Origin of the sequence: Streptomyces bohaiensis, assembly GCF_012033785.1 — a bacterium.
GTDB lineage: Bacteria > Actinomycetota > Actinomycetes > Streptomycetales > Streptomycetaceae > Streptomyces > Streptomyces bohaiensis.
Genome location: NZ_JAAVJC010000086.1, coordinates 1 through 17,913, shown reverse-complemented (window position 1 = coordinate 17,913; position 17,913 = coordinate 1). Strand labels below are relative to the sequence as shown.

Here is a 17,913-nt window from a genome sequence, read left to right as displayed (position 1 = left end):
CGCCCGCTCCGGCCGACGCGGCCGCGGCGGTCACCACCCCGACGCGCACCCGCCCGGGGTCCCGGACCAGGGTCACCCGGGCATCGCCCCGCGCGTCGGCCAGCGCCAGCAGCACCGGCTCGGTCAACGCGCGCCGCACCTCCGGGGCCAGGGGCACCGGCGCACCGCGTACCGCGAACCGCACCGGCAGCCCGCTGCGTTCCGCCAGGTCCAGGCAGGCCCGCAGCTCGTGCACCAGGGGATCGGCCGTCTCGTCGTGCTCCGCGAACAGCCGCCGCAGCCGGGACGTCTCGATCGCGCAGCGCTGCCGCACCAGCGGGTCCCCGGGGTCCAGCGAGCCGTCGGCGATGCCGCCGAGCACCGGCAGCGCGGTGGCCGACAGCTCGCGGTACCGCCGCAGGTGGTCGGCGTGCAGCTGCTCGTCGACCAGTTGCCGCGTGTGCAGCCGCTCCTCCTCCCGGCGGGCGCGCTGCACCGTCGCGGCCTGGGCGCGCAGCCGCCGGGCGATCGCCGCCACCGCGAGCTGGAACGCGAAGATCACCACGACGCTGGTCCCCATCCCGGCCAGCAGCACCCGGTCGGGAAGGCCGGCGGCGAACAACTGCGCCGTCGTGATGACCAGCACCGCACTCAGCCCCGCCGCGACCTGCGGCAGCGGGCGGTCCAGCAGCAGGACGACGACGAACCAGCCGGCGACCATGTAGGACCAGTGGCCCCGGCCGAGGAACTCCTCGCTCGACGCCAGCCCCGTCGTGGAGACGGCGGTGGCCGCCACGGTGATCACCAGCACCGCGGTCACCCAGCCGGTCGGTCGCCGCCGCCGGCGCAGCTCGTACCAGAGCTCCGGGCCCAGCAGGGCGCTCAGGGTGCCGAACGCCACCCACTGCACGGTGGGGTCGCGGTACTCCGACAGGCTCTCCAGGAGCCCGGGCAGCGCCAGCCCGAACTGGACGCCCACCAGGATGACCAGCCCCGCCAACCGCATGCCGTACCCGCCGAACCGGGCGGTGGCGCCCTGGCAGCGACGGACCTCCTGCCGCGCGGCGGCCGCGACCGAGGCGGGGTCCCCGCCGGCGGCCCCTCCGTCGGGGGCCGACGCGGTGAACCGCGCGGACTCCACGGTTCCCGCCCTCCCGTGCCGCCCGCCCGGTGCGTCCGGTGCGTCCGGCCGCTGTGACCGGTGCTGTGGCTCAGCCATCCGTCCGCGCCTCTCGCTCCGTCGTCTCCCGCGCGGTCGCCGCCCCGTCCGCCACCGCGCCGCTCCGCGCGCCGTGGCCGTGCCGGGCCGCGCCGGCCGAACCCGGCGGGAGCGGCGGCCCCGGCTCGTCCCGATCGGGCGCGGGCCAGGTCAGCACCACGGCCGTGGGGCCGCCCGGGCGGGACCGGATCTCCGCCGCGCCGCCGATCCGGGCCATGCGGCCGACCACCGAACCGGAGAGCCCCCAGCGGTGGCGGGGAACCACCGCGGGGTCGAAACCGCGACCGTCGTCGTCCACCCGCAACACCACTCCGCCCTCCTCGCGCTCACAGGCGACCCGGACGGTGCTCGCCGCGGCGTGGCGGGCCGTGTTGCGCAGCGCCTCGGCCATCGCCCCCCGCAGCGCGGCGGCCACCTCGGCCGGAACCCGACCGATGCCCGGCGCCATGCTGGTCGTGATCGCGCCAGGGTGGCGCGGCAGCTCCGCCGCCAGCACCGTGGCGAGCTCCACCCCGCCTGCCCCCGGCGACGGCTGCGTCTCCTCGCCGTACCCGGTCGCGCCCGGCGCCGCCGCGCCCGGGACCACTCCGGCGCCGTTCCCCGCCCCGGGAGCCGGGCCCGGCGCACCGGCGGCCCGCAGCGCCTCCAGTCGTGCCACATCCCGGGCCGCCTGCGCCCGCAGCACCGCCGCCGGCGGCCCGGCCGGAGCCGACGCCATGAGCAGGGTGGCGCTGCAGGTGTCGTGCAGGACCGCCAGGTACTCCTCCTCCGCCCGGCGGCGTTCCCGCGACAGCTTGTGGCGCCGACGCGCCTGTGCGGCGGCCGCCAGCGCCCGGTCCTCCGCACGGCAGCGCCGCAGCACCAGCTGGTAGAGGGCGCACCCCATGGCCGCCTGGACCAGCAGCCAGAGGACCTGCGGGACGGCCTCCGGCCAGGTGTCGGGACGCCCCAGCATCACGCCCCACAGGTCGGCGCCGGTCAGCAGGAGCGCCGCGGTCACGCCGACCAGCGGCGGGTGGGTGAACTGGTAGGCCACGACCGCGACGCTGACCGCGACCAGCACCCAGGCGTGGCCGTGCTGCTCCTGCGCGGCGGGCACCGTGAACCCCTGGGTGAGGCAGAGCGCGGCGAGGAACCCCAGGTCGGCGCAGGTCACGGCGATCGGTGCCGTCCCCCGCTGCCACCAGCGCAGATGGAGCCCGGTCCACGCCACCGCCGCCCCGGCGGCGGTGGCGGTCGCCGCCAGCTGGTCCGGCCCGGTGCCCAGCAGGGCGAACGCGGCACAGCAGACCACCACGATGGCCCGGCCGCGCAGCACGTACGAGCGGCCGACCGACACGAACGCCGTCTCCGCCGGGCCGCGTGCCGCCGATGGCATCGGGGCGCGCTTCACCGCGCCGCTCGGATCACGGCGAGTTGTGCCCGGTTCATGACCACGGGGTGACCCCCTGTGTAGCGGTGGCGCGAATCAATCACGGAACCTCCACGTCTGTTCTAGTGTTCGAGCCCGTTGAAGCTGACCTCCACTGACAGATCCACGCGCCGCACCCCCGCCCTCGTCGACGCCGTTCACCCGGCGGTTCGCGCGCCGTGGCCGAGGTGGCCGGCGCCCCGAACGAGGAGCGCCGATGGCGACGGGTCGGACACGTACGACGACGAGGCTGGTCGCGCTGGCGGCCTGTGCGGCCGTGTGGGCCGGTGGGCTGCCACCGGTCGCGCTGGCGGCCGGTCCCCGGCAGGATGACACGCTCGCGGTGGAGAGCACCCCCGGGCACTCGACTTCCGTGCCGGAGGGCACCGCCGAGGCCGTCGCGGTGGCTGCCGCCGAGAAGAGCGGCGAGCCGGTCGAGGTGACCGAACTGCGCGGGGAGACCCGCGAGGTGGTGGCGCTGCCGGACGGCACGTTGGAGGCCCGCGAGTACGTGACGCCCGTGTGGTCGCGGACGGGCGGTGGCTGGCAGCGCGTCGACACCGACCTCCGGCCCGCCGACGGCGGGCTCCGGCCGGTGGCCGCAACGGTGGGACTGCTGCTCTCCGCCGGTGGCGAGGGCCCGCTCGCCACGCTCTCCCGCAACGGCCGGGACCTCGCCATGAGCTGGCCGGCTCCGCTGCCCGCACCGGAGGTGGACGGCCCCCGGGCCACGTACCCGGAGGTCCTGCCGGGCGTGGACCTGCGGGTGTCCGCCGAGTCCGACGGGTTCACGACGCTGCTGGTCGTCAAGGACCGCGAGGCGGCCGAGAACCCGGCCCTGCGCGAGTTGCGCTTCGAGCTGGGTACGGAGGGCGTCGAGGTCGAGGTCACCGACGAGGGCGGGCTGCGCGCCGGCGGCCCGGGCGCGGCGGCGGTGTTCGAGGCCCCGCCACCCCTGATGTGGGACTCCGGAGCAGCTGTCGCCGAGCCCGCGGCCCGCCGCCCGGCCGAGGGCGACGCGGGGGAAGCGGGGACCGCCGGGGCCCCCGCCGGCACCGGCGGTGAGGGCGGCCCGGCCACCGGGCCGGTGGAGTCCTCCCGGGTGGCCGGAATCGACACGCGCGTGACTCCCGGAGGCGAGCTGGTCCTCCGACCCGACGCCGCGCTGCTCGGCGGGCCCGAGACCAGTTACCCGGTCTACATCGACCCCCAGTGGCACTCACCGCGCGCCTCCGCCTGGGCGATGACCTCCCGGGCCTACCCCACGACCCGCTACTGGCAGTTCAGCGGCAGGAACGACGAGGGGCTCGGCAACTGCAGCGGCTGGGCGGGCTGCACCTCCGGCGACGTCAAGCGGCTCTTCTACCGCATCGACACCTCCCGCTTCGCCGGTACTCGCGTCATGTCCGCCGAGTTCGTGGTGCGCAACACGCACTCCGCGCAGTGCACCAACCACCCGGTGCAGCTGTGGCGGACCAAGGGCATATCCAGCTCCACCAGCTGGAACACGCAGAACGCCTCCGGCTTCTGGGTCGAGCGGCTGAGCACCCAGTCGTTCCACTACGGCGGTGGCCAGTCCGCCTGCAAGCCCGCCGGTGACGCCGAGTTCCCGATCCGCGCCGCGATCCAGAAGGCCGCCGACAGCCGAACCGCCACCCTCACCTTCGGGCTGCGCGCCGGCAACGAGAGCAACGCCAACCAGTGGAAGCGGTTCCACAAGAACGCGCACCTCCGCGTCCAGTACAACCGCCCACCGGCGCAGATGAAGATGTCGCAGCTGACCATGGAGTACGGCGGCACCTGCAAGGGGCCGGGCAAGGGCGCTGCGGTCCGGACCCTCGGGCAGCTGCGTGCGGCCTCCGCCACCGACCCGGACGGCGACAGCGTGCGGGTGCAGTTCCAGGTCAAGCGCGGCAGCGAGGTCCTGTGGAACTCCGGGCTGACCACGGCCAAGAAGTCCGGCAGCAGCTTCTCCGTGAACCTGCCGGGCAACCTGCCGCAGGACACCGAGCTCCACTGGCACACCCGCGTGTACGACGGCACGGACTACGGGCCCTGGTCCAGTGCGGGCACGCCCACGGCCTGCTACTTCACCTACGACTCCTCCGTGCCCGCCGCGCCCGCCATCGCGTCCACCCAGTACCCCGAGTCCGACCCCGCCGACCCCGACGATCCGTGGCACGACGGCGTCGGCCGCTACGGCACCTTCACCCTGGCCAGCCCCGACGCGGACGTGGTCGCCTACCGCTACGGCGTCAACACGGACCCGCTGCCCGCCAACCGCGTCGCCGTCAGCCGCGGCGCCGCCGGCACCGTGATGGTGCTGCCCGCCGGCCCCGGCCTGCACTTCGTGACGGCGCAGGCTCTCGACGGAGCGGGCAACGCGTCCGAGACCCGCACCTACCAGTACCGGGTCGGTACGGGCCCCGGTGAACGCATCCGGTGGGACCTCGACGACCCCGCAGGCGCGGACGTCCTCGCCGGCTCCGCGCCCGAACGCCAGGCCCGTCTCGTCGGGGGTGCCACCGCCGGTGCGCCCGGCGCTCTCGGTACGGCGCTCGCCCTCGACGGGGTCGAGGGGCACGCTGCCACCGCCGGCCCCGTCGTGGAGACCGGTGGCTTCCACACGGTCTCCGCCTGGGTGCGGCTGGACCGCCTGCCCGAGGGCGACGCCGTCGTCGTCAGCCAGGCCGGCCGCCACAAGCCCGGCATGGAGCTCTCCTACCGTGCCGCTGACGGCGCCTGGTCCTTCGGGCGGTACCGGCAGGACGCCCCCGGCGACGTCACCGCCGACCGCGTGGTGGACACGCAGCCTGCCGTCGCCGGAGAGTGGACACATCTTCTCGGCTCCTGGGACGGCACCGCGCTCCGGCTGTACGTGGACGGCCGCGCGGCCGGGCTGCTGACCGCCCCCGCCGTCGCGGACGCCCGCGGCCCGCTGCGGATCGGCGCCGGCCACCAGGACGGGCAGGTCACCGGCCACCTGCCCGGCAGCGTGGACGAGGTCGCGCTCTTCGCCGGCTTCCTGCGCGGCGACGACCCGGACATTGCGCGGCTCCACGCCAAGGAACGACTGCGCGAAGCTCCCGGCCGCCCCGCAGTGGCCCTGTTCGACCTCGACGAGCCGGCATCCGCGGCGACCGTCTCCGGCGCGGCCGACGTGATCCCCGCCCGGATCCACGGCTCCGTGGAAACCGGCGTGGGCGGGGTGCAGGCCGCTGCCGCCGCCTTCGACGGCGCCACCGGGCACGCGGTCGCCGACGCCGGCGTCGTCCGCACCGACACCAGCTTCAGCGTCTCCGCCTGGGCGCGGCTGGACAAGAGCCGCGGCACCGGCGCCGCGATCATCGCCGCGCAGCACGGCCGGGAGAGGCCAGGGTTCGAGCTGTACTACTCCCGCGTCTACGACCGCTGGGCCTTCAACCAGTACTCGGCGGACGCCGTCGGAGCCACCCCGGTACGGGCGATGCAACCCGCCGGCACCGCTGCCCGCGACGGCGAGTGGGCCCACCTGGTCGGCGTCCACGACGCCGTTCGGCAGACCCTCACCCTGTACGTCAACGGGCGCGCCGTCGGGACCGCGAGCCATACCGCCCCCTGGCACGCACCCGGCCAGGTGTCGATCGGCGCGAGCCGGTACACCGACCGCATCGGGTCCTTCTTCCCGGGTGAGATCGACGATGTGCGGGTCCACGACCGTGTGGTCACCGCCCGCGAGGTCACCCAGCTCTACCAGCAGCCCGCCCGCGTGACGGGACGGTGGATGTTCGAGACCGCCGACGCCGGGGCCACCCCCGACGCCTCGCCGGAAGGCAACGCGCTCACGCTCGCGCCCGGTGCGACCATCGGCGGCGGGTGGGTGGACTCCGGCGCGCTCGACCTCGACGGGATCGGTGGCCACGCCCGCACCACCCGGCTGCCCGTCGCGACCGACGGCAGCTTCACCGTCGCCGGCTGGGCGCAGGCCGCAGGGGCCCCGACCGGCCCCGCCACCTGGCTCAGCGCGGCGGGCAGTGCCCGCGACGCCCTCGCCGTGCGGTGGGTCCCCGATCCCGAGGACCCGGAGTGGGGAACCTGGCGCCTCCAACTCACCTCCGACGACGACGCGGCCGGAACGGTCACCGAGATCGTCAACCAAGCGGTCGCCGACGTCCGGTCGTGGCACCACCTCGCCGTGGTCTACGACGGGTTGGACAAGACCGCGCGGCTCTACGTCGACGGACGGCTGGAGGAGGTCGCCTGCGCCGACCCGTCGGACGTGGACGAACCAGCGGACGGTGACGCACCGGCTGCCGCCGACGGCACCGACTGCGTACCGGGCGGCTCCTGGGCGGAGAACGCCCTGACCTTCGAGGCGACGGGCGCACTGGAGGTCGGCCGGTCGGCCCGCACCGACAGGGGGCCGGGGGAGCACTGGCCGGGATCGGTGGACGACCTCTGGTCCTTCCAGGGTGTCCTGACCGACCACCAGGTCCGTTCACTGGCCGCCGGCACCGCCGGTCTGCCGACCCGGGTCCCCGGCGTCGACTGACCGACGGCGACCACCGGTGCCCGGTCGTCCCCGGCCGGGCACCGGCCCCCGCGCGCCCGAACGCGGCGCCGCACCACCTGACGAGGCCGAGCGCGGCCCGTCCTGCCACGTCCGAGGAAGAGGGGCACATCAGATGACAGCGAAACCGCGGTGGCCTCGCCGGCTCACCGCGACCCGCCGGGCCACCGCAGGGGCCGTGGCCACCGTCCTGCTCGCCGGCCTGGTACAGGCCGTCTCGGCACCGACCGCCGTCGGCGACCAGCGCACCCCCGACGTGCCGCAGGCGGAGGAACCTGTCGGCAGCGCCGGTGAACTGCCCGTACTGCCCCGTCACCACGGCGAGACGCCACGGGCGCCCGTTCCTGCCCCGGAGGGCGACCAGACCCCGCCGACCGGCACCGCGGACGTCACGCTCGCCGGCCCGGGGAGCGGCCCGCTGCCGACACGCGCCGGCGATCTCCCCGTCACGTTGGGCTCGGTCACCGCGCCCGCCGCCGCCACGGTCGAGATGCACGACCTGGCGGAGCGCACCGAAGGCCCCGCCGGCGACGGCGCGCTGGTCGTCATCGAGGCGCGGCCGACCGGTCCCACCGCGTCCACGACGCCGGCCGTCGGCGCCGAACTCTTCCGCGCGGGCGCCGGCGCGGTCGGCGACACGCTGCGCGCCGACGTCACCGTCGACTACAGCTCCTTCGCCCGCGCCCACGGTGGTGGCTACGCCTCTCGTCTCACCCTCTCCCGGCTGCCGGGCTGCGCCGCCGAGACCCCGGAAAAGGCGGAGTGCGCCACCGCCGAGCCGCTGGAGGCGCGCAACGACACCACCGCGCGCACTCTCACCGTGACGGGGCTCGACCTGCCCGCCGGTGAACCCGTCGTTCTCCTCGCCTCGTCCGAGGCGGAAAGCGAGGAGGGCGACTGGGCCGCCACCGACCTCGCGGCGTCCTCGGCCTGGGAGACCGATCTCAACACCGGCGACTTCACCTGGTCGCACCCGTTCCCCGTCCCCGAGGTGCCGGGCGGGCTGCAGCCCTCGCTGGGGCTGGGCTACAGCTCCGGCTCCATCGACGGCCGTACGGGCGGCAGCAACAACCAGGGCTCGTGGGTGGGCGACGGATTCCACCTCTGGCCCGGCTACATCGAGCGCAAGTACGAGTCCTGTGCGGTCGAGGAGTTCGAGAACTCCGACGGGCACGCCGTCCACGACCTCTGCTGGGACCACGACAACGCCCACATCTCCTTCAACGGCATCGGCGGAGAGCTCGTCCCCGACGGCGCCGACCGCTGGAAGCTCCAGAGCGACGACGGCACCGTCGTCGACCGCCTCCGCTCCACCGCACGCGGCAACGGCGACAACGACGGCGAGTACTGGCGCCTCACCGACCCCGAGGGCACCCGCTACTACTTCGGCTACCACCGCCTCCCCGGCTGGAGCGCCGGCCGCGACACCACCGACTCCACCTGGACCGTCCCGGTCTACGGCAACGACCGCGGCGAGCCCTGCCACAACGCGACCGCGAAGGACGCCTGGTGCCAGCAGGGCTGGCGCTGGAACCTCGACTACGTCGTCGACACACGCGGCAACGCGGCGGCCTACTACTACACCAAGGAGGAGAACTCCTACAGCCGCTTCCTCGACACCGACAACAACACCCGCTACACCCGCGGCGGCAGCATCGACCGCATCGAGTACGGCCTCCACCGCGACACCGTCCACACCCAGCGCCCCCTCGCCAAGGTCCTCTTCACCGGCGCGGACCGCTGCCTGGCCGGCGGCGGCGCCGACTGCTCGGACATCCGCGAGGACTCCCGCCACTGGTACGACACCCCGTGGGACCTCAACTGCGACAAGGACGAGGAGTGCGACACCGGCCGCTACAGCCCCACCTTCTGGACCACTGAGCGCCTGGCGAAGGTGACCACCCAGATCCTCACCCCCGACGGCCACCGCGACGTCGACTCCTGGCAACTGCGCCACCGTTGGGGCACCGCCGACGTCAACTACCAACTGCTGCTCACCGGCGTGCAGCACACCGGCCACACCGCCGCCGCCCCCGCGACGCTGCCCGCCACGACCTTCGCCTACGAGCAGCTCCCCAACCGGCTCGACCGCACCGGGGACGGCTACGCCCCGTTCATCAAGGCCCGGGTCTCCTCCGTCGCCGACGAGGCCGGCGGCCAGATCGACGTCGGCTACTCGGCGCCCGCCTGCACCACCGGCTCCACCCCGACGCCCCACACCAACACCACGCGCTGCTTCCCGCAGTACCTGGGCGGCGGCCCCGACCACGACGCCGAACTGCACTGGTTCAACAAGTACGTCGTCGAGTCCGTCACCGCCACCGACCGCACCGGCGGGGCGCCGGACCAGGTGACGCGCTACCAGTACCTCGGCGGCGGCGCCTGGCACTACGACGACGACAACGGCCTCGTGCCCGAGGACGAGAAGACCTGGTCCGTCTGGCGCGGTTACGGACACGTGCGCGTGACCACCGGCGGTCAGACCTCGACCTCCTCCCAGGAGGACCACTACTTCCTGCGCGGCATGCACGGCGACCGGCTCAGCCCCTCCGGCGGGACCCGGGCGGTCACCGTCGCCCTCGGCGCCGGCGAGGGGACGGCTCTGACCGACCACCGGGCGCTCGCCGGCTTCGCCTACCGGACCGTCACCTTCGACGCCCCCGGCGGCAAGGTCCTGGAGCGGACCGTCTCCCGTCCGTGGAGCCACCGCACCGCGCGCAGCGTCCGCGACTGGGGCACCCTCACCTCGGACTTCGTCGACATCGCCTCCCGCCACGCCTGGACCTCGCTCGACGCGGGCGCGGGCGAGCGCTGGCGCACCACCGACCAGTACTTCACCTACGACACCGTCGCCGGCCGCGTCACCACCGAGGACATCCGCGGCGACTCCGCCACCACTGCCGACGACCAGTGCACCCGCACCAGCTACGCCACCGACAGCCCGGGCGGCATCCTCACCGCCGTCTCCCGCGAGGAGACCGTGGCCGGCCGTTGCTCCCTCACCCCCGACCGCGCCCGCGACGTCACCGCGGACGTCCGCTACGCCTACGACGGCAAGGCGTTCGGCGCAGCCCCGACGCACGGCGACGTGACCGCCACCGCCGTCCTCCACGAGCACGACGGCACCACCGGCACCTACATCGAGTCCGCCACCGAGTACGACCGCTACGGCCGGGTGGTCAAGCTCACCGACATCACCGGCGAGCTCCGCTTCACCGGGACCGACGCCCCCGTGCGCACCGCCCGCGACGACGGACTCAGCACCACCACCGTCCACAGCCCGGCCACCGGCATCCCCGTCACCGTCACCGAGACCACCCCGCCGGCCGTCGCGGGCGACGCCACGACCGCCCAGCGCATCACCACCACGCTCGACCCGCGCCGCCCGGTGGCGGTGCGCACCACCGACACCAACAATCGCACCACCCACGCCGAGCACGACGCCTTCGGCCGCCTCACCAAGGTCTGGTTCCCCGACCGCACACCCCGGCAGCTTCCCAGCACCGAGTACGTCTACCGGCTCGCCGAGGGCCGGCCGGCCGCCGTCGGCACCCGCACCATCGGCAACCGGGGCGTCCAGGACACCTCCTGGGTGCTCTACGACGGACTGCTGCGCGAGCGGCAGAGCCAGACGCCCGGCCCGGACGGCGGCCGGCTGATCGCCGACACCTTCTACGACGAGCGCGGTCTCACCGCCAAGACGTTCGCCGACTACTACGCCGACGGACCGCCCTCCGCGACCCTCTTCCAGGTCGCCGACGAGTCCCTCGTCGAGTCCCAGACCCGCCACACCCACGACGGGCTCGGCCGCGAGACCGTCACCCGCGTCATGGCGGGCGACGGCGACGGCGGCAGGGAACTGTCGGTGACCCGGGCCGAACACCTCGGGGACCGCTCCGTGGTGGTCCCGCCCGAGGGCGGCACCACCACGACCACGATCATGAACGCCCTGGGCGAGGTCGCCGAGCGACGCCACCACCACGACCGGTCGCCCGACTCCGCCTACGACGCCACCCACTACGCCTACGACGCGCACGGCCGTCTCGCCTCGGTCACCGACGCCGAGGACAACGTCTGGCGGTACGAGTACGACCTGATCGGCAACGAGACCGCCGTCCACGACCCGGTCTCCGGCACCCGCCGCTCCACCTACGACGAACGCGGCCTCCTCCGCTCGTCCACCGACGGCCGCGGCACCACACTCGTCCGTGAGTACGACGGCATCGGCCGCGCCACCGCCCTGCGCCGAGGGGACGCGGACGGCCCGCTCCTCGCCGAGTGGGAGTACGACACCGTGACCGGCGCCATCGGCCAGCAGACCCGCGCCACCCGGTGGCACGAGGGCAACGCCTACATCAGCGAGAACATCGCCTTCGACAGCCTCTACCGGCCGATCCGCACCCGCGTCACCATTCCGGAGTCGGAGGGGGCGCTCGCCGGCTCCTACGTCTCCAGCAGCGAGTACGAGCCCTCCGGCGTCCTGCGCTCGGTCGGGCTGCCGGCCGCCGGGTCCCTGCCCGGACAGAACCTCACCTTCGGCTACGAGGACGGCACCCTGCGGCCGGTCACCGCCCGCGGCCCGCGCGGTATCGCCGTCGACACCCGCTACAGCCTCACCGGCAAGCCCCAGCAGTTCGAACTCTCCGCGGCCGGCGGCAAGAAGACATGGGCCACCAACACCTACGAGTGGGGAACCCAGTTCCTCACCACCACCCGCGTGGAGCGTGCCGACCAGCCGGGTGTGGACCGCCACGAGACCTACCGCTACGACCAGGTCGGCAACGTGCTCTCCGTCTCCGACGTCGGCGGCGGGACCACCGACACCCAGTGCTTCACCTACGACCACCTCCGCCGCCTGACCGAGGCCTGGACCGAGGCCCGCACCGCATGCGCAGCCGACGGCGACGCCGCCACCGTGGCCGGTCCCGCCCCCTACCACCACAGCTACGCCTACGACCCGCTCGGCAACCGCACCGCGGAGACCGACCACGAGGCCGGGCTGACCCGCGCCTACCACTACGACGCCGACCAGCCGTACGCGGTCGCCGCGGTCGAGGACACCGGCTCCGACGGCACCACGCTGCGCCGCGAGTACGGCTACGACGCCGCGGGGAACACCGTGACCCGCGACCGTCCCGCCGAGGACGGCACGGTGGAACAGACCCTCACCTGGAACGCCGAGGGCCGCGTCTCCGAGGTCGACAACGGCGACGGCTCCGGCACCACCCGCTACGTCTACGACACCGCCAACACCCGGCTCATCAGCCGCACCGAGGAGACCGCCACGCTCTACCTCGGCCACACCCAGGTGACAGTCGGGGCCGGCTCCGACACCGCCACCGCCACGCGCTACCTCGACCTCGGAGGCGGCCACCAGGCCGTCGTCGCCGACGACGGCACCGTCTCCTTCACCCTCGCCGACCACCACGCCACGGGCCACCTGGCGGTCGACGCCGAGGACCACACCGTGGTGCGGCGCCGCACCCTGCCCTTCGGCGGAGTCCGGGGCGAGGCACCCGAGGACTGGCCCGGCACCAGGGCGTTCGTCGGCGCCACCGACGACACCGAGGACACCGGCCTCCTGGGGGTCGGCGCCCGCGAGTACGACGCGGAACTCGGCCGGTTCCTCAGCGCCGACCCCGTCCTCGACATCTCCAACCCCCAGCAGATGCACGGCTACTCCTACGCCTACAACAACCCGCTCGCCTTCACCGACCCCACCGGACTCTTCGGCAAGTCCCTCGGCAAGGCGCTGAAGAAGATCGGCAAGGCGATCGGCAAGGCCGTCGGAAAGGCCGCGGGCAAGTCCGCGGGCAAGGGGAAGGCCAAGGGCATCGCCACGAGCGGTCCCAAGCGCTCCTCGGGGGGTGGCAAGGGCACCGTGGGAAGGAGCCCCGGCTCGGTCGGCAAGGGCAAGTCCGGCGGCGTCGGTTGGATCGCCCGCGGCAGCGGGGGCATCCGCGGCGGCGGCGCCTCGGTCTTCCGCGTCTCCCACGGCGGCCGGGACTTCGTCCCCGCTCCCTGGGAGACCGAGACCGACTGCAACGCTCTGTGTCAGTTCGACAATCTCGGCTTTGTCTTCTGCCCCGCTGCCGGCGGAGGGAAGCGCTGTGATCCTCAGGCCATCGGCGGATGGTGGGTCACCTACCTCTTTGCGGCGCAGAGAAGTCCTGATGTGTGGCTGTTTACCGAAGGCGACAAGTTCACTGAGGAGATGCGCAAGACGAAGCACATTGAGGAAGTACGCGAGCGTCTCTCCACCGACCTGCACGGTGCGGGTCCGGGCACGTTGCCCGAAAAGGAGTACGACTACAGGTCCAAGGACCTCAGTACCTCGCGGCGCTTCGGGCGTATGGCACAGGACTTCCTCGGAATCACCACCGGCCTTGGCAACAACGCCGAGACCATCGGGTCCTACAGCGTGTTCGTCCACGTCGAGAGCATCGACCACGACGCCGGTACAGCGACGGTGGTGTTCCGGGTGAGGGACCGGCTCAATCGGGAGTCGGCCTTCCGCGATCCCATCAACGGCTACGACAAGGACACGCCCAAGAGCACGGACGGCACCGAGATCGATGTCCGCTGGCGGGAGACCATCACCCTGAAGTAGCCCCCTCCCGCTCCGCACGCCCCGCCCGGCCCGCCCCGCCGCCCCGACGCTCCCGCGTCCGGGCGGCGGGCCGGGCCGCTTTCTGTGGATGAGCCCGCCACGTGTGGGCGGCGCGGAGGTTGTGGGTCGATCGAGCGTCACTGCCGCGCGCCTCCCGGCGGTACCGTCTCCGCCGGTAGCCGAGAACTTTCACGGCTACCGGAGCCGTGTTCGTGCCGGGGGGTCGGAGCGAACACCCGGCACCTCCCTCCGCGGGAGGCGCCGGGCATCCGGGGGGAGCGGCTCACACGCGACGCGGCGGAGCGCACCGGCTGTCCTCGGACCAGGACGCTGCCGGGCGTCGGATCGTCCACGGGGGGCGACCCGGCGCACGCGCGCCGCTGCGCACTGCGTCCGGTACCGGCGGTGACCACTCCCGCGCGGTGTCCGCCCCTGCGCGCAGCCGGGACACGGCAGCCGCACCCACGGTGACATGGCCCTTCCACACCGTCACGTCGTGTCGGCCGACGCCGGGCGGCGCGCCCGGACCCTTCCACGCCGCTCACCCCCTGCTGCCGGGGGATTCGCCACCTGTCCCCCCGCTGTTCGGACGGGTGTGCGGCGACAGGTGGACAGAAATCGGTGACGATGGGAAGGAGGGAGAAGAGAGACATCGGACGAACGAGAGGGCAGGCCAGTGAAGACAGCCGTACTGGGACCGGCCGAGCGGACCGACGCGCTACGGCGAATGGCGGACCGCGAGCTCGATGTGCTGGTGGTCGGAGGAGGCGTCGTCGGCGCCGGCACCGCCCTGGACGCGGCGACCCGCGGTCTCAGCACCGGGCTACTGGAGGCGCGGGACTGGGCCTCCGGCACCTCCAGCCGCTCCAGCAAACTGATCCACGGTGGCCTGCGCTACCTGGAGATGCTGGACTTCGCCCTGGTCCGGGAGGCCCTGAAGGAACGCGGGCTGCTGCTCGGCCGCCTCGCCCCCCACCTGGTGAAGCCGGTCCCTTTCCTCTACCCGTTGCAGCACAGGGGCTGGGAACGGATCTACGCCGGTTCCGGCGTCGCGCTCTACGACGCGATGTCGGTCTCCTCCGGGTACGGCCGCGGCCTGCCCGTCCACCGGCACCTCAGCCGCAGCAAGGCGCTGCGGGTCGCCCCGGCGCTCCGCAAGGATGCGCTGGTCGGCGCGCTCCAGTACTACGACGCCCAGGCGGACGACGCCCGGTTCGTCTCCGCCCTGGTACGCACGGCCGCCGGGTACGGCGCCGCCTGCGCCAACCGGACGCGGGTCACCGGGGTGCTGCGCGAGGGCGAGCGCGTCGTCGGCGTCACCGTCGACGACCTGGAGTCCGGCGACGGCAACGGCGGGTTCCGCTCGCTGGAGATCCGCGCCAAGCAGGTCGTCAACGCCACCGGCGTCTGGACCGACGACACCCAGGGCATGATCGCGGAGCGCGGCCAGTTCCACGTCCGCGCCTCCAAGGGCATCCACCTGGTGGTGCCGAAGGACCGCATCCACTCCTCGACCGGGCTGATCCTGCGCACCGAGAAGAGCGTGCTCTTCGTCATCCCGTGGGGTCGGCACTGGATCGTCGGCACCACCGACACCTCCTGGGACCTCGACAAGGCGCACCCCGCGGCCTCCAGCGCCGACATCGACTACCTGCTGGAGCAGGTCAACTCGGTGCTGGCGGTACCGCTCACCCGGGACGACGTCGAGGGCGTCTACGCCGGGCTGCGCCCGCTGCTGGCGGGCGAGTCCGAGGCGACGAGCAAGCTGTCACGGGAGCACACCGTGGCCCACCCCGTCCCGGGACTGGTGGTCGTCGCGGGCGGCAAGTACACCACCTACCGGGTGATGGCCAAGGACGCGGTGGACGCCGCCGTCCACGGCCTGGACGTCCGGGTCGCCAAGTGCTGCACCGAGGAGGTGCCGCTCGTCGGAGCCGAGGGCTACCACGCGCTGTGGAACGCCCGCGCCCGGATCGCCGCCCGCGCCGGGCTGCACGTCGCCCGGGTCGAGCACCTGCTCAACCGCTACGGCTCCCTCACCGAGGAGGTGCTGGAGCTGATCGAGAGTCGGCCCGACCTCGGTGAGCCGCTGGGCGGCGCGGACGACTACCTCCGGGCCGAGGTGGTCTACGCGTGCTCCCACGAGGGCGCCCGTCACCTGGAGGACGTGCTCACCCGTCGCACCCGGATCTCCATCGAGACCTTCGACCGGGGCACCCGCAGCGCCCGCGAGTGCGCCGAGCTGATGGCCGGCGTGCTGGGCTGGGACCAGAAGCAGATCGACCGTGAGGTCGAGCACTACGAGAAGCGGGTGGAGGCCGAGCGGGAGTCGCAGCTCCAGCCGGACGACCAGACCGCGGACGCGGCCCGGTTGGGCGCACCGGACACCGTGCCGCTCTGACCTGCCGGACCTTCCGCGGCCCACGGGACGGTGCCCCGCCATCACGGCGGGGCACCGTCCCGTTGCGTCGCGGCCCTTCCCGGACGCGTGCTCCACGGTGTCGCACCGATGAGTGACAATGTGCGCAATGCCGGAGGGGACACGACACATGGGCCACCACAGCGGGGAGCGCGGCGAGACCGGGAACCCGGAGGACGCCGCGGCGGGCACCGAACCGACCGACCAACGGGCAGCCGGTGCCGACGCGTCGGCACCGCCGTCGGCCGACCGGGCGCCGGAGCGGCGGTCGGACGGGGACGTCGGAGGCGACGACGGCGCACCGCCCGAGGTGGCGGACGCGGCCGGTGCGCTGCCGGGCGGCGCCGCGGAGGGCGACTCCCCGCGGACGGTCTCGCTCGGGAAGGTCGAGGAGCCCTCGCCGCCGACCGTGACGCTCGGTCCGGACCGCCGCCGTGACCTTCCCTCCCCGCGCACCGTGAACCTCGGCCCGGCGGAGGCCGTCGCCGACGACCGGGCACCGGACCCGGCGGCAGCCGCCGAACCGGAGCCGGTGGACGCCGCGTCGGCGGCCGGGCCTGAGGCGGAGCCGGACGCAGCCGGACCGGCGGCCGCGCCCGATCACGACCCCGCGGCCGGCCCTGACGCCGCGCCCGGCCCTGACGCCGCGCCCGGTCACGACCCCGCCGGTGCGCGGGACCCGGTCCGCGCACCGGTCGCCGCCGACGACGACGCGGAGCGCTCCGCCGAACTCGGCCTCTCCTACGGCGAGGAGCTGCCCGACGAGACCACCGGCGGCGACTACTACGAGGACCGCGTGGAGTTCGTCCCCGTGCCGCCGGTGGAGCTGCTCGCGCGCCGCTACCGCCTCGGCGAGCTCCTGGGCCGCGGCGGGATGGGAACCGTCTGGCGCGCCACCGACGAGCGGCTGGGCCGCCAGGTGGCGGTGAAGGAGCTGCGGCTCTCCTCGGTGATCGACGACGCCGAACGCCGCCGCCTGATCACCCGTACGCTGCGCGAGGCCCGCGCCATCGCCACCATCCGGGGGCGCGGTGTCGTCACCGTCTTCGACGTGGTCGACGAGGGCGACCGCCCGTGGATCGTCATGGAGCTGATCGAGGGCCGGTCGCTGGCCGACGTGATCCGGGAGGACGGCCCGCTGACCCCGCGCCGGGCGGCGGAAGTGGGTCTGGCGGTCGTGGACGTGCTCGCCGCGGCCCACCGCGCCGGGATCGTCCACCGGGACGTGAAGCCCTCCAACGTCCTGGTCTCGGACGCCGACGGCCGCGTGGTGCTCACCGACTTCGGTATCGCCAAGGTCGAGGGCGACCCCTCGATCACCTCCACCGGCATGCTGGTGGGCGCGCCGTCCTACATATCCCCGGAGCGGGCGTGCGGTGAGGACTTCGGCCCGCCCGCCGACTACTGGTCGCTGGGTGCGCTGCTCTACTGCGCGCTGGTCGGTCGGCCCCCCTACGACCGCGGCGGGGCGATATCCACCCTGACCGCCGTCATGAACGACCCGGTGGTGGTTCCCGACGCCGCCGGCCCGCTCGCCGAGGTCATCACGGGGCTGCTCGACAAGGATCCCGCCGAGCGGTTCGACGAACCGGTGACCCGCGCCATGCTGCGCGACGTGCTGGACCGCTCCCGACGCGCCGCGACGGGCGCCGGGACCTCGGTGCCGGCGCCGGGCACCCCGGGCCAGGACGCCCCGGGCCCGGCCGGGCGGGGGCGGGGCCAGGAC

At 74.2% G+C, this 17,913-nt stretch carries 6 protein-coding genes; 4 read left to right on the top strand and 2 right to left on the bottom strand.

What is annotated here, in order from left to right:
* Window positions 1-1,120, bottom strand: a 1,120-nt coding sequence (locus HCN52_RS12170) for a hypothetical protein (RefSeq protein ID WP_168088442.1), incomplete at its 3' end; no start/stop codon positions are given.
* A gap of 70 nt (window positions 1,121-1,190) precedes the next feature.
* The gene (locus HCN52_RS12165) at window positions 1,191-2,576 is read right to left on the bottom strand and encodes a sensor histidine kinase (protein WP_168088441.1); all 1,386 of its coding nucleotides are present in this window, start codon (window positions 2,574-2,576) and stop codon (window positions 1,191-1,193) included.
* A gap of 250 nt (window positions 2,577-2,826) precedes the next feature.
* Between HCN52_RS12165 and HCN52_RS12160 the strand changes: the two genes are divergently transcribed.
* From HCN52_RS12160 to HCN52_RS12145, 4 genes are all read left to right on the top strand, one after another.
* Window positions 2,827-7,140: a laminin G domain-containing protein gene (locus tag HCN52_RS12160; protein ID WP_168088440.1), complete on the top strand. Its 4,314-nt coding sequence runs from the start codon at window positions 2,827-2,829 to the stop codon at window positions 7,138-7,140.
* A 196-nt stretch (window positions 7,141-7,336) separates the two neighbouring features.
* The gene (locus HCN52_RS26180; RefSeq protein ID WP_168088439.1) at window positions 7,337-13,768 is read left to right on the top strand and encodes an RHS repeat-associated core domain-containing protein; all 6,432 of its coding nucleotides are present in this window, start codon (window positions 7,337-7,339) and stop codon (window positions 13,766-13,768) included.
* A 676-nt stretch (window positions 13,769-14,444) separates the two neighbouring features.
* Window positions 14,445-16,169 carry a glycerol-3-phosphate dehydrogenase/oxidase gene (locus tag HCN52_RS12150; RefSeq protein ID WP_168088438.1) on the top strand — a complete coding sequence of 575 codons (1,725 nt, stop codon included), beginning with the start codon at window positions 14,445-14,447 and terminating at the stop codon, window positions 16,167-16,169.
* Between the two features lie 127 nt (window positions 16,170-16,296).
* A partial coding sequence (locus tag HCN52_RS12145) for a serine/threonine-protein kinase (protein ID WP_245175070.1) occupies window positions 16,297-17,913 on the top strand: 1,617 nt, incomplete at its 3' end.